At 66.8% G+C, this 24530-nt stretch carries 9 protein-coding genes; 1 reads left to right on the forward strand and 8 read right to left on the reverse strand.

Going from position 1 to position 24530, the window contains the following annotated elements; translation table 11 throughout:
• Positions 1-2 precede the first annotated feature (2 nt).
• On the forward strand, positions 3-1949 hold the full coding sequence (gene acs / locus ABDZ95_RS13075; RefSeq protein WP_343794397.1) for an acetate--CoA ligase: 1947 nt from the start codon (positions 3-5) through the stop codon (positions 1947-1949).
• Positions 1950-2461: 512 nt separating this feature from the next.
• On the opposite strand, the gene ABDZ95_RS13080 is transcribed toward acs, so the two are convergent.
• The 8 genes from ABDZ95_RS13080 to ABDZ95_RS13115 form a co-directional block, all read right to left on the reverse strand.
• A complete protein-coding gene (locus ABDZ95_RS13080) occupies positions 2462-2860 on the reverse strand; it encodes a helix-turn-helix domain-containing protein (RefSeq protein WP_343794398.1) in 399 nt (132 codons plus the stop codon).
• An 18-nt stretch (positions 2861-2878) separates the two neighbouring features.
• The gene (locus tag ABDZ95_RS13085) at positions 2879-3103 is read right to left on the reverse strand and encodes a hypothetical protein (protein ID WP_343794399.1); all 225 of its coding nucleotides are present in this window, start codon (positions 3101-3103) and stop codon (positions 2879-2881) included.
• A 208-nt stretch (positions 3104-3311) separates the two neighbouring features.
• Positions 3312-5171 carry a PAS domain-containing protein gene (locus ABDZ95_RS13090; protein WP_343794400.1) on the reverse strand — a complete coding sequence of 620 codons (1860 nt, stop codon included), beginning with the start codon at positions 5169-5171 and terminating at the stop codon, positions 3312-3314.
• A gap of 150 nt (positions 5172-5321) precedes the next feature.
• On the reverse strand, positions 5322-6512 hold the full coding sequence (locus tag ABDZ95_RS13095; RefSeq protein WP_343794401.1) for a beta-barrel domain-containing protein: 1191 nt from the start codon (positions 6510-6512) through the stop codon (positions 5322-5324).
• A complete protein-coding gene (locus tag ABDZ95_RS13100) occupies positions 6505-8628 on the reverse strand; it encodes a type I secretion system permease/ATPase (RefSeq protein WP_343794402.1) in 2124 nt (707 codons plus the stop codon). The genes ABDZ95_RS13095 and ABDZ95_RS13100 overlap by 8 nt, the downstream gene beginning before the upstream one ends.
• Positions 8625-9896, reverse strand: a complete 1272-nt coding sequence (locus ABDZ95_RS13105; RefSeq protein ID WP_343794404.1) for a TolC family protein — start codon at positions 9894-9896, stop codon at positions 8625-8627. The genes ABDZ95_RS13100 and ABDZ95_RS13105 overlap by 4 nt, the downstream gene beginning before the upstream one ends.
• Positions 9893-20284: an Ig-like domain-containing protein gene (locus tag ABDZ95_RS13110; RefSeq protein WP_343794405.1), complete on the reverse strand. Its 10392-nt coding sequence runs from the start codon at positions 20282-20284 to the stop codon at positions 9893-9895. Before ABDZ95_RS13110 ends, ABDZ95_RS13105 begins: the two co-directional genes overlap by 4 nt.
• Before the next feature lie 364 nt (positions 20285-20648).
• A complete protein-coding gene (locus tag ABDZ95_RS13115) occupies positions 20649-24368 on the reverse strand; it encodes an Ig-like domain-containing protein (protein WP_343794406.1) in 3720 nt (1239 codons plus the stop codon).
• Positions 24369-24530: the final 162 nt, after the last annotated feature.

Here is a 24530-nt window from a genome sequence, read left to right on the forward strand (position 1 = left end):
GAATGAGCAAGTCCGATCTTTATCCCGTCGACCCGGCCATCGCCGCGCGCGCCCACATGGACAGCGCCGCCTATGATGCCGCGCGCGTGGCGGCGCGGGAGGAGCCGGACCGCTACTGGAGCGAGGTGGCGAAACGGCTCGACTGGTCCCGCTTCCCGACCAAGATCAAGGATGTCAGCTTCGACAAGGCGGACTTCCACATCCGCTGGTTCGAGGACGGCGAGCTGAACGTCGCCTACAACTGCGTGGACCGGCATCTGGCCGAGCGGGCGAACGAGACGGCCATCATCTGGGAAGGCGACGACCCGGCCGACGATGCCCGCATTACCTTCGCCGAACTGCACGAGCAGGTCTGCCGCATGGCGAACGTGCTCAAGTCGAACGGGGTGAAGAAGGGCGACCGCGTCACCCTGTATCTGCCGATGATCCCGGCGGCGGCCTACGCCATGCTGGCCTGCGCCCGCATCGGCGCGGTCCACTCGGTCGTCTTCGGCGGCTTCTCGCCGGACAGCCTGGCCGGGCGGATCGAGGACTGCGGCTCGCGCATCGTCATCACCGCCGACGAAGGCCGTCGCGGCGGCAAGAAGGTGCCGCTGAAGGCCAATGTCGACGAGGCGCTGAAGAAGGTCGCTGTCGATACCGTGATCGTCGTCAGCCACACCGGCGGCGCGATCGACTGGGTCGAGGGCCGGGACGTCCGCTACGAGGAGGCCGCCGCGGCCGCCTCGCCCGAGTGTCCCTGCGAGCCGATGAACGCCGAGGATCCACTGTTCATCCTCTACACCTCTGGCTCGACCGGTAAGCCCAAGGGCGTGCTGCACACCACCGGCGGCTATCTGCTGTGGGCCTCGTGGACCCAGGCCATGGTCTTCGACTATCGCCCCGGCGAGGTCTTCTGGTGCACGGCCGACGTGGGCTGGGTCACCGGCCACACCTATGTCGTCTATGGCGCGCTGGCCAACGCCGCGACGACCCTGATGTTCGAGGGCGTGCCCAACTATCCGGACGTCAGCCGCTTCTGGCAGGTGGTCGACAAGCACAAGGTCGATATCTTCTATACCGCCCCGACGGCGCTGCGCGCCCTGATGCGCGAGGGCGACGAGCCGGTGAAGTCGGCCAGCCGCAAGTCCCTGCGCCTGCTGGGCACCGTGGGCGAACCGATCAATCCGGAGGCCTGGCGCTGGTACCACGAGGTGGTTGGCGACGGCCGCCTGCCGATCGTGGACACCTGGTGGCAGACCGAGACCGGCGGCGCCCTGATCGCCCCCCTGCCCGGCGCTACGGACCTGAAGCCGGGCTCGGCGACCAAGCCCCTGCCGGGCGTGGAACTCGAGATCGTCGACGCCGAAGGGCGTCCGCTGGAAGGCGCGGTTGAGGGTGGCCTGTGCATCACCGACAGCTGGCCGGGCCAGATGCGCACGGTCTATGGCGACCACCAGCGCTTCTTCGACACCTACTTCTCGACCTACCCGGGCAAGTACTTCACCGGCGACGGCTGCCGGCGGGACGAGGACGGCTACTACTGGATCACGGGCCGACTGGACGACGTGCTGAACGTCTCCGGCCACCGCATGGGCACGGCCGAGATCGAGAGCGCGTTGGTCAGCCACGATGACGTGGCCGAGGCCGCCGTGGTCGGCTTCCCGCACGATATCAAGGGTCAGGGCGTCTACGCCTATGTCACCCTGAACGCCGACGTGCAGCCGTCCGAGGACCTGCGCCGCGCCCTCGTCGCCCATGTCCGCAAGGAGATCGGGCCAATCGCCAGCCCGGATGTGATCCAGTGGGCGCCCGGCCTGCCCAAGACCCGCTCGGGCAAGATCATGCGCCGCATCCTGCGCAAGATCGCCGAGAACGACGTCACCTCGCTGGGCGACACCTCGACCCTGGCCGATCCGTCGGTCGTCGATGATCTGGTCCGCAATCGCGCCCAGTCACAGGCCGCATAGGGCTCTCCCCGAAAGAAAATGGGCGGCCCCTCCACGGAGAGGGGCCGCCCTGCAGGTTCGCCCGGTTCAGTGGGCGCTCCGGGGGGAGGAGACGGTCAGAGGACCCGGATGGTCTTCAAGCCTGCGACGACGATCGACGGCCGGTCTTCACGACCGCCGGGATGGCGAATCCATGGATGTTGGGACGAACGATGAGCCAGGGCGCACCTGCCAGCCGTAGAAGACCTCGGCGGCATACTCGCGCTTCGCCGCGGGCACGTCCCTTAGACCAAGGTCGATCTGCGCCTGCTCCCCGTCCGAGACGCGCAGGTTGCAGCCTCTGACGCCGAAGACCACGCCCATCTAGTCGCGCGGGCGGCTGGCCGAGAAGATGGGCATCGGTCGGAGGGTGGTGATGGAGATCATCGGTGGGTCCGCCGCCGCCCATCAGCTGTTCGTCTCGACCTCGGATCGCGTCGATGAAAGCCCAGGTCATCCGCAGCTACGCCCTGCTCAACGGCAAGGCCTGAACCTCAGCCCTCCCGGGCTTTGCGCGCAAGACGCCGGGCGATCAGCAGCATCAGCTTCTGGTCCTCGGCGTCGAGCTGCACCGCCTCACGATCGAGGCTCTCCACCGTCTTGCTGGGACGCTCGAAAGGCGTCGGCGACGCGCCGAGACCATCGAAGAAGTCGTCTACCCTGACATCCAGCGCCATCGCCGCGGCCCACAGGCGCGATGAGGAGATCCGGTTGGCTCCGGTCTCGTACTTCTGAATCTGCTGGAAGCTGAGGCCGAGACATCGACCGAGGTCGCTCTGGCTGAAGCCGCGACGCTTGCGCAACGACGCCAGCCGATATCCGACATGGCGGTCCACCGGATCCGGCGCCCGATTCTCCGGATGAAGTTCTGCGACCACCGACAATCCGGTCATGTACGCCTCCCTCTCAGATCAACTGGCCAGCGCCGCCTCGAAACTCCGGACCTCACCCATCAGCAGATCGTCCAGATTCTTCAGGCCGCGCGACGGCTTTCGCAGACGAATGACCGTGTGCAGCAGATCCGCCAGCTCGAGAGTCTGTACGCCCGACATCTGGGTGGCCGCCCGCAGCAACTCTGCACGGAGCGCCAGATAGTCCTCTTCAGGCATGTCCTTCTCGGGTATGGCGATCGCCATAAGCTACCTCGCACCTCTACTGATCAGGGACAGGAGGCCAGCCCGGCCGACGCCAGGACCTTGTTCAGGGGGCTATGGCCCCGGCTTCACGCGCCGGCCTCCCGTCAGCCGAGCCCACCAGAAACCGGCCCCGCCTGAGCCGAACAATGCGGGCCGCTACGGAAGGGGTCATCCGGAGGTATCCTGAGTATCAACCCCAACGCGATGTTCAGGCTTTCTTAACCCCGCCCTCGACGCCGGCGTCGGAAGCCAGTTTCAGCAGATCAGCCAGTGTATTCACGCCGAGCCTGTCCATCAGATGGGCCCGGTGCGTTTCGACCGTCCTGGGACTCAACTGCAACTGAAGCGCGATTGTCTTGTTGGTGCAGCCCGCGACAAGGCCTTCGAGAACCTCCCGCTCGCGTCGACTCAACTCGGCGATGCGCCGACGGGCGTCGTTCTCCTGACGGGCAGGACCGGCCGCCGGTCGGTGTATCGAAAGAGCAGATACAACTGCTGCACTAATCGCGTCAGGACCCCGACTCTCGATCACCACATCGGCCGCGCCAAGCTTCATCAACCGAACGACGTCATCCAGGCGCCGATCGAAAGCCCCCACCACGATCCATGGCAGACGATCACGGTTCAGCGTCAGCACGCCGGCTGTATGCAGGGTCTGATCGAAGTCCGAACGTTCGGCGAGGATCACGCATCCAGGCAACAGATCGGTGGACACGCGCTCAAACGAAGCCGTGTCGTCGAACGCGCGCACGCGCATCCCCAATCGGGTCAGGGCATGGGACAGGGCATTCTGTCGACGGGTATCGGTGTCGATCAAATAGATCCTCTGATCCACATTGCGGGTGACGTCCACGACCATGCCGCCGATCCGTCGAACGGCGCCGTCATTCCCGGGGATTGGAAACGCCGTGGCGTGGAAACGCCGCAAGCCGCCGTCCTCGGTGACCCGACGGAACTTGATCTGGGTGACCTCGCCGTCCGCCACCCGATCGAACAGCATCGCCATCTGCGGCTGGTCATCCGGGTGCATCACCGAGATCCACTCGCTCCAGGGAACGGGCTTGCCATCTACTGGCAGGGCCCACGCGGCGCGCGCCTCCGGATTGAGAGCCTCGACTTCACGGCTGCGCACGTCGGCGACCCACATCAGCGTGGCGTCAGACGCCGAGAACTGCCTCATCAGGTCGGTGCGATCGCCCAGACGGTCGTGCAGCGCGGTTTTCCAATCGTCGATATCGATCGCCGAGCCGCACCATCCGACACTGGCCCCGTCGGAGTTCAGAACCTGCTGGGAGCGCACGATGAACCAGCGATACTCACCGTCGCCGCCCTTGATCCTTTGTTGGCTCTCGAAGGCGTGCCCGCTGAGTTGGCACTGGTTCAACTGCCGGCAGATGTCTGGCACGTTATCCGGATGCAGATTGTCGTCCCAATCGAGGTCCGACACACCTTCACGCCCGATGTACTCCAGCAGGCGCTGGTTGGCCCAGGTCATCCGTCCGTTGCTATCGCATCGCCAGAGGAGACTGGGCGCCATGTCCGTGACGGCGATGAGGGCGGACTCGCTTGATCGAAGCGCCTGCTCGGCAAGGAACCGTCGCGTCGTCTCGTAAACGACGCCCAAAACACCGCCGATCTCGCCGTCGGCCTTGCGAACTGGTGAGTACGAGAACGACCACCAGGTCGGAGACAGCACCGCATTGCGCGCCAACGGAATCTGGTAGTCCTCGAAGTAGGTTGCCTCGCCCGCGAGGGTTCTCGCCAGCAAGGGGGCGACCGACAGCCACGCTTCAGGGAACACCATTCGCAATGGCCGTCCGATGCAGTCGCCCTTGCCTGTTATCGCAGGCTCGTAGGCGTCGTTGTGGAACAACTGATGTTCTGGTCCCCACGTCAGAAACATCGGAAAGCGCGTGGTCATAATCAGGTTGAGCGCGGAAATCAGTTCCCTGTCCCAGCTCTCGATCGGACCGATCGGCGTCTCGCGCCACGGGAAGCTACGAATTCGCTCGCCCGCCCGACCGCCGCCGGAAAGGATTGGACTGTCGACATGAGCGAAGTCGAGCATCACCTGATCCGAAAATCCCTGATACGCGCTACTCAAGCACAACCCTCGCGCTTTAATCTGTCACTGGGTAACACGCAGAAGTATGCACTGCGGCGTAAAGAAGGCGTGATCAGGTAATAGTTACGGGCAGTTTCCGTTCCGACCGCCGCATCAGGAGATCCGCGCTTTCAGAAGAGGCCGCAGCAAGTAACTGAGAACGCTACGCCTTCCCGACTGTACGTCGACCTCGGCGACCATGCCCGGACGGATGGGCAGCGTTTCTGATCCGCGACGTAAAAATGCGCGATCGGTTCGGACGAGGACGCTGTAGTAGGCCACCTTGCCCCGCGGTGTCTCCTCCTCGAGCGTGTCCTCGCTGATCTGCTCCACCGTCGCCGGCAGGTCGCCATAGACGGTGTAGTCGTAGGCGGTGATCTTCACCCGCGCCTTCATCCCGGGACGGAGGAACGCCACGTCGCGAGGCAGGATACGCGCCTCGACCAGCAGCTGATCATCCACCGGCGTCAGCTGCATGATCGCCTCGCCAGGCTGCACCACGCCTCCGCGCGTCGTGATCCGGACGTCGTTGACCCGTGCCCGTACAGGGGCGGTCAGGCGGGTACGCTGCAACTGGTCCTGCCGCTGGTTGAAGATCTGGGTCTGCGCGGCCAGCTCGGCCTTCTTCGCAGCCAGTTCCGTGTAGGCCTCCTGCATGTAGGTGTTGCGGATCTCGCTCTGACGGCCACTCAGCGAGGCGATAGTCTGATTGAGCCGCAAGGCCTCGACCTCGCTGACCACGCCACGCGCGGCGAGCGGCTCCACCATCTCCAGCTGACGCCGCGCATAGGCGATCTCCTGAGACAGGGCAGCAGTCGCGGCATTCAGGTTCTGGCGACGCGCGGCGAACAGCGAACGCTCCGAGGCAATGACAGGATCGTTGGCCGGGATGCTGGACGGAAATGCGATGCTCCCCTGCCCCAAAACCTCCGCCTCCAGTCGCGCGATGGCTGCCGTCAGGGCCGTGACCTGGGTCCCGGCCTCCAGCGCCGAGGACTGGAACCGCGTGTTGTCCAGTTGCGCCAGCGGCTGGCCTGCGGAGACAATGTCGCCCTCCTTGACCAGCAGCTCGCTGAGAATACCGCCCTCCAGGCTCTGGATCACCTGCACGCGACTGTTGGGTACGACCCGGCCCTCGCCGCGCGCGACCTCATCGACCTGGGCCCAGGCAGCCCAGGCGACGAACACGATCAGAAGGGCCGCACACGCCCAAAGGATCGGCCGTGCCGCCGGGTGGGCATCCAGATCCTGCCCCTCGGCCAGCGCGCGTCTCAGACGCTTCTCGATCTGCATCGTGTCAGCCATGAAGAGGCCTCACCTTTCCGGCGTCCCCGCCCTCGCGCGGCGCGTCGCTGACCAGCCGGCCGGCGGCCAGAGCGACGATCCGATCCGTCACCGACAGCAGCGCCCGCTTGTGGGTCGCCACGATCAGGGTCCTGCCGCGGCTCCAGCCCGCCAGGAAATCGACGACCCGCCTTTCGTTGGTCTGGTCGTACGCGCTCGTGGGTTCATCCATCACCACGACCTTGGGGTCCTGCAGGAAGACACGTGCGAGAGCGATCGCCTGCCGCTGTCCGCCGGAGACCGCCTGATTGCCGATGATCGGCAGGTCCAGCCCCTTCGGATGGCTGCGAATGAAGGCCCCGAGACCCACGGCGTCCAGCGCCTCAAGCAGTTCGGCATCGTCATGGCGAGCGCCGTCGAGCGTGAGATTGTCCCGCAGCGTGCCGTGGAACAGGGCGGTGTCCTGCGGCAGGTAGCCGATGGCGGCGCGACGGTCGGCCGGATCGATCTGCGACAGGCTGATGCCGTCCAGCAAAACCCGCCCGGCGGTCGGATCGACCAGCCCGGACACCACTCTCAGCAAGGTCGACTTGCCCGCCCCGTTGCCGCCGATAATGGCGATCCGCTCGCCGGGTTCGATCGACAGACGCGGAATGGACAGGATCGGCGCCGCATCGGGCGCCGGACGCACGATCACGCCTTCGACGACGCACTCGCCCCTGGCTTCCGGCAAACGGGTGAAGCTGCGATCGGCAGGCCGTTCGACCGGCGCATCCATCAACTGATCCAGCCCTTCGAGCGCGACCTTGATGTGCTGCCAGCGCGCGAGGATGGCGGTGAACTGGCTGGTCGGCGAGATCGCCCGGCCAACCAGCAGCGAACAGGCGACCAGGGCGCCGGTCGTCATGTGGCCGCCAGCGATCTGATAGACGCCGATCACCACCGCCCCGACGAACGCTGCCTGCTGGATGGCCGATGCCGAATAGGTCATCGCGGCGGAGATGTTGCGAACCCGCGCTGACGAATCCGCCAGTTGGGCCGTCAGCAACTCCCACATGCGGAGATTACGCCCCTCGGCCCGCGCCGCCTTCACTGTTTCCAGATTCTCGACGGTCTCCAGCAGCAGCCCATGTTTGACCGCGCCCTCACGCAGACTGTCTCGCGACAGGGTCGCCAGACGCTTCTGCAGCAGCAGCCCGGGAATGAGCATCAGAAGCACAGCCGCCGCGGGCGCCAGGGCGACGGGCCCGCCCAGCATTGCGATGATCAGCAGGAAGACGATGATGAAGGGCGCATCCGTCACCGCCGCCACGGTCGTGGCGGTGAAGAACTCGCGCACCGTTTCGAACTCGCGCACCTGGCTGGTGAATGCGCCGGTCGAGCCAGGCTTGGCCGACAGGCGGATCTGCATGACCTGTTCGAACAGGCGCGACGACAGGATCAGGTCCAGCCGCCGTCCGGTCACGTCCAGCAGATGAGCGCGCAGCAGGCGGAGCAGAAGCTCGGCCCCGATGGCGATCCCGACGCCGCTGGCCAGCACCCACAGGGTGCTGAAGTTCGAGGTCGGCACGACCCGGTCATAGACCTGCATCGAGAACAGGGACGTCGCGATTGCCAGAAGGTTGGCCACCGTCGCCGCGACACCGACGTCGATGAAGGCTGGCCAGGCGCCCTTCACCACGCCCCGCAGCCAGTGCCCTTTCGCGCTCTTGGCATAGCCCTCGGCGCGGGTGTCGCCTTCATACAGCGGGCGAGCGAAGATCACCGTGCCCTCGTGCCAGTCCCGCAGGGCTTCGAGCGGCACGCGGTCGTGTCCGCCGCCGGTCTCGGCGCTCAACAGGACGGCTTCGTTCTCGTCCCTCTCGACCATGACCCGGGTCTGGCCATCTCGCTGGATCAGCAGCACGGGTAACAGCGACGTCGGGATCTGGTCGAGCTTGAGGTTGACGACGCGAGCCGAAAGTCCTGCGCGACGCATGGCCTTGCGCACCTGGTCGAGCGGCAAGCGACCGCCATCCAGTGCAAGCCCGTCAACCAGTCGCGCGCCCGTCACCGGCCGACCCAACTCGGCAGCCAGTAGCCTCAATCCCTCGCGCAACGGATCGCCGCTCATCGTATCGAGCGATAGAGCGGTCACAGGATATCTCCGACGGGCTGAAGCTCATCGCCGACCATCGCGGGGGTGAGCTGTCCAAGCTGGGCGGCTCCGCGGTACTGAAGCCGCAACCGTTCGATCGTCAGCTCGATGAGCTGCCGTTGCGCCTCGAAATGCTCCGTCTCCATGATCACCAGATCCTGGATGTCCCGACGACCCACGAGAAACTGCTCGCGATAGACGTGCCGGACGGCGTCGGACTGCTCGACCTGATCCGACAGGGCGTGGATCCGACCGTCCAGAGCGGCCTCGGCCGCCAACAGCGCGCCGATCGTCCGCATGACACCGCGGGCCGTGGTCTCCGCAGCCCAGACAGCGGCTTCGCGCCGTTGCCGCTCAAGCTCGGGACGCTGCATGGCCGTGAACCCCTGCTGGGTCGCCATACGGAAGCGGACACCGACGGAGGTGTCGTCAACCAGCCGCCCGCCGATTTCCCTGCGCTGAACGCCGCCTTCCAGCGCCAGCCGGGGCCACCTGGATGCCTGGGCGTTCCGCACACCGGCTTCCGCCGCCGCGACCTCCATGACCGCCTTGCGGTACATCGGCGCAACGGCGACCGCCGCCTCCAGCGCACCCTCATCGCTCACGTCTTCAAGGAAACGCGGCGGCTCGGGAAGCTGCACCCCGTTTGGCGGCTCATCCACCAGAAGCGCGTAGTGATCCGCCGCCGTCGCAAGCGAGCCGCGAATCCGGGCCTGCTGGCCGGCCGCCGTCGCAACGGCAAGCGCGACACGTCCGGTCTCGCTCTGATCGGAATACTGTCCCTCGACCCTGGTTCGCGCCATCTCGTTCAGCTCAGAGAGACGCTGCAGGTGTCCATCCAGCAGGGACAGCTGGGCGCGGGAGCTGGCCACATCGAGGTAGACCTCGACGATCTCCAGCGAGACCTCGTCGCGGACCGCATCGAGTTGAGCCCGACGCTGGGCGGCGCGCGCCCTCGCCTGGTCGACCTGACTTCCGGTCTGGCCCCAGTCGTGCAGCGTCTGCGAGACCGTGACATCGTAGCTCAGACCGCCCGCATTGGGGCCTGCCGAGCCGTTGACGGCGGGAAGGTATCCGTTGCGGACCATGGCGACCTCGGTCATCGCCATACTGAGTTCCGCCTCGGCAAGACGCACTTCGGGATGCCGTCCCAACCCCTTGATGACGGCATTCTCCAGCGGCGAAGACCAGGCCGGCGCCGGGACGATCAGTCCCGACGCCGCCATGGCGACCAGAAGTGTTTTTCCGATCCCGTTCTTCAGCTTCATGCGAGAGCCGTCGACATATCGTCGTCGAGACGGTCCAGCCTGACGTGGATGGGCTCGGTCGGACTGATCTCGAGGACCGGCACGTTCAGGGTATCGACCTGATCCGGCAGGCTCTCGATCTCGTCACTCTCGAAGACCACCTGCTCCATCGCGATGTCGCCGATCGAGGCGACCTGATCGTCGGACGCCAGTTCGTCGATCATCACCAGCTCAGGGTCGCCGGCAGGCTGCGTTGCGACGAGGATATCGTCAGCATGGAGGCCCGCGTCCATGGCCCCGGGATCGAGCTCCGGAACCTGGATCGTGTCCTCGACGCCGAACCCGATACGCAGGTCGCTTTCGGTCGAGGCCGGAACGACCACGCCCTCATCGGCGGCGACCTGCACCGCGTCGCCAAATGCGGTGGGACCGACCGGATCAGGACCGTCCAGACTGTTCAGCGCATTGGCGTTCAGCACCGTACCGATGACCGCCGAACTGCTGAGGCCCAGATTGTCCGTCGCCGTCAGCGTCATCGCATTGAGCAGGTTCACGCTCAGCAGACTGCTGCTCAGCAGCGTGCCGCCCGTATCCGCCAGATAGATGCTTTCCAGGAAGCGGTTGATCTGGGTGTTGTCCAGCGTTCCGCCGGTCAGCGAGGTGATGGTGATCCGGGCGCTGGGAGCCACGATGCCCAGAAGGCCGGACGAGTTGGTCACCTGGACGTTCAATCCGTAGGCCGTGGCCAGAGCCTGCGAGTAGGCGAAGGTCAGCGGCGTCAGATTGAGCGCCACAAGCGGTGCGTACTCCAGTTCGACACGGCTCAGGTTGTTGTTGGCGTCCGCGACGAGCAGGTCCTGACTGTTCAGGTTCAGGCCCAGCGCGCCCAGACCGATCAGTCCCAGAAGGTTCTGCGCGTCGGCCTGCACCACCGGGGCGACGTTGCCGGCGACCGGCGGGGTCGAACTGACGCCTCCGGTGTTCACGGTGACCGAGGTCGAGGCGCTGTCGCCGTCCCCATCGGTGGCGTTGCCGACGATGGTGACATTGCCCGGAGCGGCCGAGCCGTTGACGCTCAGCGTATCGACCACCAGCTTCCCGCGCGTGAGCAGGTCGGTCAGGATCGCCTGATCCGAGGCGAAGCCCGCGGTCAGGTTCACGCCTCGCAGCAGGATCGTCTGATCCGCCGTGGCCGAGGTCGCCGAGCCGTAGCCGCCGACAAATCCTCCGGTGGTGCTGATGTGGACCAGAGTGCCATCAGCGGTCTGCTGGAAGTGGATGTAGTTCGCGAGATTGCCCGGGTTGTTCCCGATACGCCCTTCGCCCACCAGCAGGCTGGAGAGGTCCAGCACATCCCCGCCCAGCGCCACCGACGCCGTGTTGAAATCGGTGATGACGTCGGCAGCCGGGACAGCGACCGTGCCCTGGTCTCCCCTCTCCCAGCGGAACACATCGATGCCCGCGCCGCCGGTCAGGGTGTCGTTGCCCGTGCCGCCGACGATGAGGTCGTTGCCGGCTCCGCCGTTCATGGTGTCGTTACCGGAACCGCCGCGAAGGATGTCGTTGCCACGACCGCCGTTCACGATGTCATCGCCGCCATAGCCGTACAGGCGATAATCCACCGGCGCGCCAACGCCCGTATCCGGGGCCGAGACGGTGTTCGAAGCTCCGGTGCCCGTCACGATCTGGCTGATCTGGCTCGACCCCAGCAGGCCGCTCACCAGGCTCAAGTTGGCGAGGTTGCTTTCCGAGGCCGTGGTGACATGGCCCGCCAGATCCGTCGCCGTGATGCTCATCGTCTGGGCGACGTTCAGATCCAGCAGGCCGGAGAGGCCGCCGCTGATCGAGATCGAGGCCAGGAACTCGTTGAGCTTCAGGTTGTCGATCGCGCCACCGCCCAGCGCCGTGATCGTCAGTTGCGACGAACCCGGCAGCAGGAAGGTGTTGGACTGACTGACCGACAGCCCCAATTCAGCAGCCAATGCAGTGTTGTAGCTGAAGGTCTTGAGACCCAGCCCGATCGCCGCGGAGTAGCGAACGACGACCTGCCCGATGTCGTTGTTGATGTCCGACGCAGTGAAGAACTGCTGACGATCCAGCCGGATCAGGCCCAGCACATCGGCATTGAGAAGGCCCAGCAGCCCGGCGTTGCCGCCCATCGCCACGTCCGGACGAACAGAGGTCTGGACCGAAGCCGGCTGACCGGTCAGGGCGATACGATAGTCGCCGGTGTCGAAGTCGACCGTGACGGTCTCGCCGCGCACAGTCGTGGCGGTCAGCAGGCCATCGTCCATGGCGTAGGACACGATGGACGATGCGGAGCCTGTCACCGACACCCGATCTGTCGTCGGGTTGTAGGTGAAGGTCTGGCCATTGATGGTCACGGAAACCAGACCGCCACCGTCCGGGCCCATGCTGGTGACCAGATCGCCGACGATGGTTTGCGGCGTGGTCGGGTTCAGCACAACCGGCGCCGCCAGTTGCGGAACCATGTCGGTGACCCCGACAGTGATCACGCCGGCCGCGGTTCCGTCGCTGTCGGTCACGCTCACGCCGATCGGGATCGAGAGGACGTCCGCGCCGGCGCCGGGATGATCCAGCGAGTCCAGCAGGGTGATCCGGTACTGGCCGTTGGCGTCGATAGTGGCGCGCACCACCGTCCGGCCGCCGGCCGAACCGACCAGGGCGCCGTCGCTGCCGACGGACCAGGTCACCGCAACGCCCTTCGAGGTGAGGGCCACGTTCGGCGCCGTCAGGGCGAAAGTCGTCGCACCGGTCGCGCCGGTGACCGGGATCGTTCCGACGAACTCGGCGCCCACTGTCGCCTCGGACAGCGCCGCCGTGCCGTTGCCGATATTGATCGGCACCGCATCAACCGCAAACGCCAGCGTTGTGGACGGCGCGGAGACGTTGCCCGACGGATCACGGATGACCGCCACGGCTGTATAGGCCCCGTCGACGAGGGTGGAACCGATGTTGAACGACACCGAACCCGCCGTGATGTTCGCCGCCGTCAGGACGGTGGTGAAGGTTTGCGGCACGCCGCCGCGGGTGATGGTCAGGGTGAGCGTGTCTCCCGCCACCGCAGACGGCGTCAGCGCCACATTGGCCGACACGCCTGCCGCCAGTTCGCTGGGCGAGATCAGGCCGTCCGCCGCGGCGGCGATGGTCAGGACCGGAGCCTGCGTCCCGCCCGGCCCGCCGGGACCGGCGATGTCCAGCGTATAGGGTCGGGTAGCCAAGATGGCGCCCACATTGCCGGCAGCGTCACTGGCCGAGACCGTAACCTGCAGAGTCCCGCCGATCAGGGCCGCACCCGTGACCGGGATCGACCAGCTGCCGTTGGCGGCCACCGTGCCCGTGAAGGTCTGGCCATCGGACACGATGCGGACCGCGTCCCCGGCCCGGAACTCGCCCGTCACCTGACCGGAGATCGTCACCGGTCCTTGCGATTCCGCGAGGTTCACGATGTCGTCGCCGGCGATGACGTTGATCGTCACCGCAGTGGTCGAGCCGTCCGGCGGCGTCAGGTCGATGACCGGCACAGTCGTGGCCGCCGAGACGTTACCCGCCGCATCCGCCGCAACCAGTTGGCCCGTGAAGCCGGATGGCACGGCGCCGCCCACGAAGGCCGATGCCGGGATCGTCCAGGTTCCGCCAGCGCCGACCGTCGCCGTGATCGGCTGACCGTTGGCGCCGGTGATCGGCACCCCGCTGGCGTTCAGCAACTGCACCGTCGCGCCGGCCTCGCCCGAGCCGCTCAGCCCCGTAGCGCCGGCCGAGATCAGCGTCGGAGCCGGAGGGGCCGACAGATCGACGCCATAGTTGGCATTGGCCGTGATCGTCGCGGTATTGCCCGCCGCATCGGTCGTCGTGATCGACGCCATCAGGCCGGTGGAAGCGGCCAGATCCGCTCCCGACACCGGGATGGACCACGCCCCGCCCGCCGCCAGAACGACCGAGTAGACCGCACCGTTGCTCAGCGTGAGCGTCAACGTGTCGCCCACGCGGTACTCGCCCGTCGCCTGACCCGAGACGGTGACCGTACCGCCGGATTCGGCGATATTGATCACATTGTCCGGAGTGACCGGCGCGACCGAGATCGACAGGCTGATCGCACCGTCAACGGGACCGATCGGCGACGCATTGATGTTGCCCGCGGCGTCCGTCGCCTGCACCGAACCGGTGAAGCCGTTCAGGTTCGCCGAAAGACCGGCCGCCGGGATCGACCAGGCGCCGGCTGCGTCCGCCGTGGCCGAGCCGACGATCTGACCGCTCGCATTGCGGACGGTAATCCGGGCGCCGGCCTCGGCGGTTCCGGACAGGCCCGCGCCATTAGCAATCGAGATCACCGGCGCGATCGTCGACAGATCGACGGTGTAGCCCTGCACGTCCGTGACCGTGGTCGTGTTGCCGGCGCCGTCCGTAACGGTCGCGCTGGCCGTGACCGAGGTCGAACCCGCGAGAGCCGAGCCGGCGAAGCTGGCGCTCCACGTTCCGTCGGCCGCCAGGGTCGCCGTCTGGGTCTGGCCGGTCGACAGGGTGACGGTGATCGACTGGCCTGCGGTGAACTCACCCACCGCGCGGCCGGTCACCGTAACCGAAGCCTGGGCGGCCTCGGCGCCGTTGATCACATTGTCGGCCGTGATCGGGTTCACGATCAGGGTCAGGGAGATGTCGCCGTCGATCGGCCCGACGGCGGTGGTGGCGGTGTTGCCCGCACCGTCCGTCGCGCGAAGCTGACCGGTGAAGCCGTCTATGCCGCCGACGAAGAGGCTTGCCGGAATGCTCCAGTTGCCCGCGGCGTCCACGGTGACCGTGATGGCCGTGCCGCCGGTTCCGATCACCGGATTGCCTGCGCCGTCCAGCAGGGCCAGCGTGGCGCCGGCCTCGGCTGTGCCGCTGAGGCCGGCGCCGTTGGCGGCCGTGATCAGCGGAGCCGGGGTCACGCCATCGACCGGACCGACGGGGCCCAGCGCCGTGTTTCCAGCGGCATCGGTAGCGCGGACCTGCCCCGTGAAAGTGTTGGAGCCGCCGGGGATCGCACTGGCCGGGATGGTCCAGACACCATTGCCGTCGGCCACCGTGGTGATCGCCACGCCGCCTGCGCCGAGCACAGGCGCGCCGCCAGAGGTGAGCAGGGCGATGGTCGCGCCTGCCTCCGCCGTGCCGGTGATGGCCACGCCGTTCGAGGCGGTGACGAGCGGAGCCACGGTCACACCATCCACCGGACCGACCGGGCTGGAGGCCGTGTTGCCCGCCGGGTCCGCCTCCGAGACCGAACCGATGAAGTTATTCAGTCCACCCGGCACGCTCGACGCAGGAACGGTCCAGACGCCGTTGGAGCCGACGGTGACCGAGGTGATCGCGCCGCTTGGCCCAGTCAGGGTGATCGTGGCGCCGGCGGTGCCGGTCCCCGTCAGGCCCAGACCATTCGCGCCTGTGATGACCGGCGCCGGCGGCGGTGTCAGATCCACGGCGAAGGCATGGGTGTCGGTCACACTGGTCGTGTTGCCCGCCCCGTCGGTGACCGTCAGGCTGACACCGACGGAGGTCGAGGCCGCCAGATCCGCGCCGGCGAAGTTGGCGGTCCAGGTCCCGTCCACCGCCACCGCCACGGTCTGCGTCGCGCCGTTGGACAGGGTGATGGTCACCGTCGCGCCGGCATAGTCACCAAAGGCCGTACCGCTGACCGCGATCGCCCCGGCAGCCGCCTCTGCAATGTTGATGACGTTATCCGCCGTCACCGCGTTGACGTTGACGGAGACGTTGAGGTCACCTTCGACCGGTCCGAAGTTGGTGCTGGCCATGTTGCCGGCGACATCGGTGGCGCGCGCCGAGCCGATGAAGCCGTCGATCCCGGCGGTGAACGCGGCGGACGGCACCGTCCAGACTCCGTTCGCGTCCGCAGTGACCGTGATCGGGTTTCCTGCGCCGTCCACAACCGGCTGGCCGCTGGCGTCCAGAATGGTGACCGTGGCGTTCGCCTCGGCCGTGCCCTGAAGGCCGGTTCCGTTCGCGGCCGTGATGACCGGAGCGGGGGTCGATCCATCGATCGGACCGACGGTGGTCGCCGCTGAGTTGCCCGCCTGATCGACCGCTCGCACCGAACCGGTGAAGCCGTCGATGCCGCCCGGCAAGGCGGATCCGGAAATGCTCCATCCGCCGCTCGCATCGGCCGTGACCCGGATCGGGTTTCCGTTGCCGTCCAGCACCGGAGAGCCATTGGATCCGAGCAGGGTCAGCGTCGCGCCTGCCTCTGCCGTGCCCGACAGTCCCAGACCGTTGGCGGCGGTGATGACCGGCGCCGTCGTCGAGCCGTCGATCGGGCCCACCGATGCGCTGGCCGGATTACCCGCCGGGTCGGTCGCCCGAACCGAGCCGGCAAAGCCGTCCAGCCCTCCCGGCACGGCAGACGCCGCGAAGCTGAAGCTGCCGTCGAACGCCGCCGTGGTCGTCGAGATGACGTTTCCGCCTGCGCCCAGAAGTTCGACGGTCACGCCTGGCTCGGCGTTGCCCGAGATGACCGCGCCGCTGGCCACGGAGATGACCGGGGCCTGGCCGACCAGGTCGATGGTGTAGCTCCGGTCGCCCTCGACGGTGACGGAGTTGCCCGCGCCATCCGTCGTCGTGGTCGAGGCAGTAATCGAGGTCGAGGCCGCCAGATCGGCGCCGTTCGCCGCCACGGTCCAGGTTCCGTCCGCCGCGAGGGTGGTGTTCAGCACCGCGCCATTCGACAGGGTGACGGTGATCGCCTGACCGGCGCTGAAGTCGCCGACCGCACGACCGCTCAGCGTCACCGTGCCTTGCGACTCTGCGAGGTTGAGGACGTTGTCCGCCGTGACGCTGTCGACGGTCAGGGTCAGGGACACCGATCCGTCGATGGGGCCCACCGAAGTCGCAGAGGAGTTGCCAGCTGGATCCACCGCGCGGACCGAGCCGACAAACCCGTCCAGCCCGCCGGGCACGGCCGAGGCCGGAATGGACCAGGTCCCGTCCGCAGCAACCTGGACGCTGACCGGCTGCCCGTCGGTTCCGATCACCGGCTGCCCGTTCTGATCCAGCAGGATCACAGCGCCGGGTTCAGCCGTACCGGAGATACCGCCGGCGTTGGCGCCCGTGACCACGGGCGCGGGCGTGCCGCCATCGACCGGTCCCACCGGAGCAGTCGCCGTATTGCCGGCCACATCCGTCGCGCGGACCGAGCCGGTGAAGCCGTCGATTCCGCCCGAGACAAGGCCGGCATCGATCGTCCATGTACCATCCGCGGCCGCAGTCGCCGTCACCGGTTGACCGTTGAAGCCGAGGACAGGCGTCCCGTCGCCGTTCAGCAGTGTCAGCGTCGCACCGGCTTCCGCCGTACCGGACAGGCCCGCGCCATTGGCGTTGGTGATCACCGGAGCCGCCACGAGGCCGTCAACCGGCCCGACCGGGGTCGCCGCGGTGTTCCCGGCCGGGTCGGCAGTCGCAACCGAACCGACGAAGCCGTTCAGGCCGCCCGGCACGCTTGCGGCCGGGACAGTCCAGCGGCCATTGGCGCCGACCTCGACGGTCGCAATGACGGTTCCGCCATTGTCGGACAGGATAATCGACGCCCCCGGCACACCTGTTCCGGAGATCGCCGTACCGTTGGCGCCCGTGATGACAGGCGCGGCGGGCGGCGTCAGATCGATGCCGAATGTGTGGGTGTCCGTCGCCGTTGACGTGTTCCCCACGCCGTCCGTCACCGTGAGTGTCACGCTGACGGTGGTGGATGCCGCGAGGTCCGCGCCCGCGAAGTTGACCGTCCAGCTGCCGTCCGCGGCGATCGTGGCGACCTGGGTCGCGCCGTTCGACAGGGTCACGGTGACCGATCCGCCGACGCCGATGTCGCCGAAGGCCGTACCGCTCACCGCGATTGAGGCCGCGCCAGCCTCGGCGATGTTGATAATGTTGTCGGCGGTGACGTCATTGACGTTGACCGAGATCGTCAGCGCTCCATCTACCGGCCCGACCGGGGCCGTCGCGGAGTTGCCGGCGCCGTCCGTCGCCCGGACGGTTCCCGTGAAGCCGTCGATGCCGGTGGGGAAGCTGCCGGCCGGAACCGTCCAGACGCCATTCGCGTCAGCCGTCACGACCACCGGATTGCCGGCCCCGTCCAGCAGCGGCGCTCCGCCGGGCCCGAGAATCTCGACCGTCGCACCGGCCTCGGCGGTGCCCTGCAGGCCAGAGCCGTTGGCCGCGGTCACCACCGGCGTCTCCGTCGACCCGTCGATCGGGGGCACCGGCGCGGTCGCCGTATTACCGGCCCCGTCCGTTGCGCGCACCTGACCGGAGAAGCCGTCGAGCCCGCCTGGGACCGCCCCTGCGGGGATGGTCCAGATGCCGGATGCATCCGCCGTCACCGTGACGGCCGCGCCGCCCGCGCCGGCGACCGGATTGCCGGCCCCATCCAGCAGGGTGATGGTCGCACCGGCTTCCGCCGTGCCGCTGAGACCGATGCCGTTCGCCGAAGTGATGGTCGGGACCGCGGTCGAGGTATCGATCACCACCGCCACTGCGGCGGACGGCGCGGAAGTCGCACCCCGGCCGTCGTCGATCACAGCAACAACCGAGTAGCTGCCGTCCGCCAGCGTCGATGGCAGGACGATCTCGGACACACCGACCGATGCCTCGGCGGCCGTCACCGTATGTTCGATCGTCGTCGTACCGCCGCTTGAGGTGATCGTCAGCGTGACCCGGTCACCCGCCTGGGTCCCCGCGGTCAGCAACACCCGCGACTGGATGCCGTCCGCCAGTTCGGCGGCATTCACTCCGCCCGCAGCCTCGCCGATGATCAGCACCGGCGCATCCGTCCCGTCGGGGCCGCCGGGGAAGGTCAGGTCCGGAGCCGTGGCGTTGGCGGGAGGGGATTCGTTGCCGGCGCCGTCCGCCTGCACGACCGTCAGCACCTCTCCACCGACGGCGGCCGGGCTCAGCGTGACCGAGAAATCACCGTCGGCGCCGACGACAGCCGTTCCGAGCACGGTCCCGTCGGGCGCGCGAACCGTCACGGTCGCGCCGGCTTCCCCTGTGCCTGTCAGCACTGAACCGTCTTCACTGACGTCCACACCGGTCGGCGCGGCCGGCGCGGTCAGATCCGGAGCAATCGCCGTCGCGGGCGTCGAGGGATTGCCCGCAGCGTCGGTCAGGACAACCGAGACCGTTTCTCCGTTCGTCAGCGGCGGCGCCACCTGGATGTTGAAGGCTCCGTCGGCCCCGACCGTGCCGTTTCCCACGACCGAGCCGTCAGGCCCGCGCACCGTCACGTTCGCGCCCGGCTCGCCACGCCCGGTGACGATCGCACCGTCGTCCGACACATCGACATCCGTCGCCGAGGCGGGCGGCGTCGTATCCGGAGCCACAGCCGTCGTCGGTGCGGATGGATTACCTGCCGGATCGGTCAGAATGACCGTCACAGTCTCGCCGTTCGTCAGCGGCGGGGCGATCTGGATAGTGAAGCTTCCGTCAGCGCCCACCGTGCCTGTGCCGATCACCGATCCGTCCGGGCCACGCACCGTCACCGTTGAGCCCGGTGCGCCATTGCCCGTCACTGTCGCGCCATCATCGGAGACATCTACGCCGGTCGCCGCTGCGGGTGGGGTCGTGTCCGGCGCAGTCGCGTTTGCCGCCGTCGAAGTGTTCCCTGCGGCGTCCGTCAAGGTCACCGAGACCTGCTCGCCGTCCGTCAGCGGCGGCGCCAGGGTGATTGTGAAGGTCCCGTTGGCCGCAACAGTACCCGTACCGATGACCACGCCGGCGGCGTTGCGCACGGTGACCGTGGCTCCCGCTTCGCCGGAACCGCTCAACTGCGAGCCGGCAGGATTGAACGTCAGGTTGGTGGCCGGCGCTGGCGGCGTCGTGTCAGCGGGCGGATTGACCGGCTCGCCGTCCTCGGTATCGCCCCCTCCTCCACCGCCGGCCAACAGGCCGCCCGTCAGGGCCACGCCTCCCGCGATCAGTCCGGCGCTCGCCGCACCGCCCGCCCCTCCCGCAATCGCCTCTTCCGCCGCCAGGATGACGAACGGAGAGAGTTCGGCGAGATGGGACAGGATGAAACGCAAGGGTCCGTCGTAGGCGACGTGGTCGGTCTCGACGAGCGCGATCCGGTTGTCCGCCGTCTCAAGGAAGAGTTTGCGCGGCGCCTCGCCCTCGTAGAACCCCTCCAGACGAAGGACCTCTCCATCCTTCGTCACAATGATCAGGTCGGCGCCTTCCCGATGCATGGAGTCGACGTCGGCCTCCTGCAGGTTCAGGTAGACTTCCCGCGCGTTTCGGACGCCCAGAACGCCATTGGCCTCCACCGTGGGGACTTCCCGGGGCTCCCCGTTCTCGATGCTGACCAGCTTGGCTTCGACACGGAGTTCTTCCGGCGTCACGACGTCTTGCATAACCATCCCTCCATCGCCGGCTCTCCTGACCGACGTTTGACCACGCCGGCGCGATGGCGCCGGGCGCAGGAGGCGAAGGGATGTCGGCGCCGGAACGTCGAGGTTGCATCCGGCGCGCGCCGATCCTCGACTCGGTGCGCACAGGATTTCTCGCAGAAGGCGAAATCCACGTCCTCGGTACTATCACTGAGTACCGCTACGGGGGATTATTGCAGATTTATCAGAAGGTTAATGATATATGAATATTTGCGACCACTCGCTTGAAGCGCGATAAGTTGCGGCTTCTCACTAGCAGGGAATGCCTCCTGAACGCGAAAAGGCCGCCCCGTGAGGGGCGGCCTTCGGCTCAGACAAACTATGACGCCTAGTTCGGGTTGAAGTAGTAGTCGTCCGCCGTCAAAAGGTTCGTGGTGCCGACGGTGTTCACCAGAATGAGGCGAACGACAGCGGGATTGTCGGGATCGACCACGCGGTAGAACTGCTGGCTCTGATTGGCTCCGTAGCGCTCGAATACCAAGGTCGCTTGGCTACTGTAGCCACGGAAGCTGAGCATGTCCTGTTCCCCTTGGTCGCTCGTTCCTGCGCCATGGAAGTCGACGATGGTATCCCATCCGCCGTCAGCCTGGCTGAGGGAGTTGCGATGGAAGAAGAAGCGGTCGTCACCGCGACCGCCCTCGAGTCGGTTCACACCGAACTCGCCAGCAAGCACATCATCACCAGCGCCGCCGAAGAGCCGGTCGTCACCATGGCCGCCGTAGAGTTGATCATTGCCATCTCCGCCGTCGAGACGATCGTTTCCTCCCAGTCTCTGATCGCCTTCACCATTGTCGCCGAACAGGAGGTCGTCGCCCTGACCGCCGAAGATCTGGTCGTTTCCGAGCCCTCCCGTCAGGCGATTGTTCCCGCTGTTGCCAGCGATGTAGTTGTCGAGCTCGTTGCCTTCTCCGTGGAGGTTGGCGGTACCATCCAGCCGCAGAATTTCGAGATTGGCCGAGAGTTTGTAGTCGCCGACCGAAAACACCTCGTCGCGGCCCTCGCCATCGGCCTCGACGATGACATCCTGGCTGTCGACGAAGTACTGATCATCCCCTTCCCCGCCGTGCAGGACGTCGTTGCCGCTGCGGCCGACCAGACGGTCATTGCCACGGCCGCCGTACAGGGTGTCGTCGCCGCCGTTGCCGGCCAGGGTGTCGTTGCCATCCAGTCCGTACAGGACGTTGTTGGCGTTGTTGCCCATCACCGCGTTGTCCAGCGCATTGCCGGTCCCGTCGATGTCAGCCATGCCTTCGAGCATCAGCTCCTCGAAGTGGTCGCCGAGCACCCATGACACCGTCGAGCGGACGTTGTCGCGACCTTCGCCGGCGTTCTCGATCACCTGATCGTCGGCCGAGTCGACATAGTAGATATCGTTGCCCACGCCGCCGATCATCACATCGACGCCGGCCCCGCCGTGCAGCAGGTCGTCGCCTTCGCCGCCTTCCAGATGATCGTTCCCGGCCAGACCGAACAGGCGATCATTGCCGCCCAGGCCGCGGATCACGTTCACCCCGGCATTGCCGGTGATCGAGTTGTTCAGCGCATTGCCCGTCCCGTCGACGCTGGCGGCGCCCTCGAGCATCAGATCCTCGAAGTGGTCGGCCAAAACCCAGGACACGGTCGACCGGACATTGTCTGTCCCCTCGCCTGCATTCTCGACGACCTGATCGTCGGCCGAGTGGACGTAGTAGGTGTCGTTGCCCGAGCCGCCGATCATCACATCGGCGCCGGCCCCGCCGTGCAGAAGGTCATCGCCCTCGCCGCCCTCAAGCCGGTCATTGCCCGCATCGCCGAACAGCTTGTCGTTGCCGATACCGCCGAGGATGGTGTCATTGCCCTCGCCGCCGATGCCCTCGTCATTGCCGTCACCCAGACGCAGTTCGTCATCGAACCGGGTGCCGGTGATGGAGTCGTTCCCGCCCAGCGCATTGACGATGACCGCCTCATTGTCGCGGGCGTAGGTCACCCGGTTGGCGTTGTCGTCCAGGGTGATCTCCCGCCCCGCTCGCGGATTGACCGTCAGGGTCACGGTCACCGGGACCGAGGTCGTTCCGTCGTTCAGCGAGTAGATAAAAGTGTCCGTTCCGGTGAAACCGAAGTCCGGGGTATAGGTGAACGAACCGTCGGCATTCAGCGAGAACTGGCCGTTGCGCGGACCCTGCATCAAGGTGGCGGTCAGGTCGTCGCCGTCCTCATCGCCGTCATTGGCCAGCACGCCTTCGGCGGCATTGACGTTCAGCGTGTCGCCGACCTGCACCGCGTAGCTATCCGCCACACCGACAGGCGCGTCGTTGCGGGAGTTGACGGTTAGCGTCACAGTCGCCGGGGTGCTGTCACGGCCGTCGAACGCGGCATAGACAAAGCTGTCCGTTCCGGTGAAGCCCGGGTTCGGAATGTAGATGAACGAGCCGTCCGCGGCCAACTCGAGCGTGCCGTGGCTCGGCCCGCTGACCAGTTGGGCCGTCAGCGGCGCGCCTTCCGGATCGACGTCGTTGGCCAGAACACCGCCCGGAGCGCCGATCGTGAGCGTGCCGTCCTCGTCGACCTGATAGCCGTTGTCGCGGGCAACAGGCGGATTGTTCGGACCACGCACCGTCAGCCTGACCGTCGCAAGCGCCTCGTCGCCCGACGGATCGCGAATGATGTAGCTGAAGCTGTCCGGACCCGAATAGTTGAGGTGCGGCGTGTAGGTGAACGATCCGTCCTGGTTGATCGTGATACTGCCGTGGAGCGGCGGGCCGGCCATCAGGATTTGCAGGGTGTCGCCGTCCGGGTCATGGTCGTTCGCCAGGATGCCGTCCTCGGCGGTTACCGTCAGGACGGTGTTGCGGTCGACCTCATAGGATTCCCCGACCGCGACCGGCGGGGTGTTGTTGTTCGCCACCGTCAGGGTGACCACCTGCGAGCTGATCTCGCCCGAGCTGTCGGTGACCAGATAGATGAAGCTGTCCGTACCGTGGAACAGGGGGTTCGGCGTGTAAACGAACGACCCGTCCGGGTTCATGGTCACCGTGCCGTTACGCGGCTGGCCGAAGAGGCTGGCGGTCAGGGTACCGCCCTCCGGATCGTTGTCATTGGCCAAAACGCCGTTGGCGGCATCCACGGTCAGGACCGCGCCCCGCTCCATCGAATAGGCGTCCGCCCGAGCCACCGGAGCGACATTGGCGCTGACCGTCAGGCTCACCACCGCATCATCCGCAAGTGCGCCGTCGCTGGTGCGATAGGTGAAACTGTCCGGGCCCGAGTAGCCCGGGTTCGGAATGTAGGTGAACGAGCCGTCGGCGTTCAGGGTCACCGTGCCGTGCTGCGGCCCCTGGACCACCACCGCCGTCAGGTTGGCGTTCTCCGGGTCGGCGTCATTGGCCAGCACGCCGTTGGTCGCAGCCACCGTCAGGCGACCGTTATGCGAAACGACATACCCGCTGTCATCGACCGCAGTCGGGGCCTGGTTCGGCACCGTGACGCCGAAGTAGGAGCCGGCGATACCGGCGCCGAAGTCATAGCCGTTCTCGTCAGGAATTTCGTCATTGTCGAAGAGGCCAAAGGTGGCCTGATTGCCCGACAGGAGCGACGCGTAGATGTCGTTCAGGACTTCGCCGTCGGTCACATGGAACCAGCCGGTGCTGATCGCGCCGTTCTGGAAGCCGGTCGCCGAACCGCGCAGTACGCCGGTGTTTGACGTCGCCTGGGTCGCCTGGGTCGAGAAGTTGCCGACCTCGTGCCCGTTCAGCATCAGGAAGTTGTTCATGTAGTCCAGATCGCCGACCGAAGTGTCGGCGTCATCGACAGTGATGCGAACCGCCATCTGGCTGAGGCCGCCGCCCAGCTGCGTCAGCACCTGAGGGCTGAGACCACCCATCACGCCGATCGTGGCCGGGTTGCCGTCCTCGGGTCCCCACGTGCCCGAGAACAACTGGTCCGCCGACAGTTGAACGACCACCCGCACGCCGTTAACCCCGATCAGGTCGAGGACGATGCCGCCGACGGCGGTTACGCCAGAAGGCAGGTCTCCGCCCGTCGTAGGCGATTTCATGGTGAATGCGGTCATGGCGCGATCCTCGATCTGAATTGCGGGCGCGCGCCTTCAGCCGGCGCCGGTCGCCCCGGGGGGAGGCCGACAATGAGGATGTCGCGTGCCGGTGGTCGCGGCCGGTGAGGCCTTCACCGCATGACGATCAAGCTTCGCCGCAGGATGGCTTCAGCAAAAAGG

It is taken from the genome of Brevundimonas kwangchunensis, from assembly GCF_039523815.1.
Lineage (GTDB): Bacteria > Pseudomonadota > Alphaproteobacteria > Caulobacterales > Caulobacteraceae > Brevundimonas > Brevundimonas kwangchunensis.

Bases quoted from the DNA above. Each gene is read 5' to 3' on its own strand.
- ABDZ95_RS13090 (WP_343794400.1), bottom strand. From the start codon at position 5,171: ATGCTCGACTTCGCTCATGTCGACAGTCCAATCCTTTCCGGCGGCGGT.
- ABDZ95_RS13095 (WP_343794401.1), bottom strand. From the start codon at position 6,512: ATGGCTGACACGATGCAGATCGAGAAGCGTCTGAGACGCGCGCTGGCC.
- ABDZ95_RS13110 (WP_343794405.1), bottom strand. From the start codon at position 20,284: ATGCAAGACGTCGTGACGCCGGAAGAACTCCGTGTCGAAGCCAAGCTG.
- ABDZ95_RS13115 (WP_343794406.1), bottom strand. From the start codon at position 24,368: ATGACCGCATTCACCATGAAATCGCCTACGACGGGCGGAGACCTGCCT.
- acs (WP_343794397.1), top strand. From the start codon at position 3: ATGAGCAAGTCCGATCTTTATCCCGTCGACCCGGCCATCGCCGCGCGC.
- ABDZ95_RS13080 (WP_343794398.1), bottom strand. From the start codon at position 2,860: ATGACCGGATTGTCGGTGGTCGCAGAACTTCATCCGGAGAATCGGGCG.
- ABDZ95_RS13085 (WP_343794399.1), bottom strand. From the start codon at position 3,103: ATGGCGATCGCCATACCCGAGAAGGACATGCCTGAAGAGGACTATCTG.
- ABDZ95_RS13105 (WP_343794404.1), bottom strand. From the start codon at position 9,896: ATGAAGCTGAAGAACGGGATCGGAAAAACACTTCTGGTCGCCATGGCG.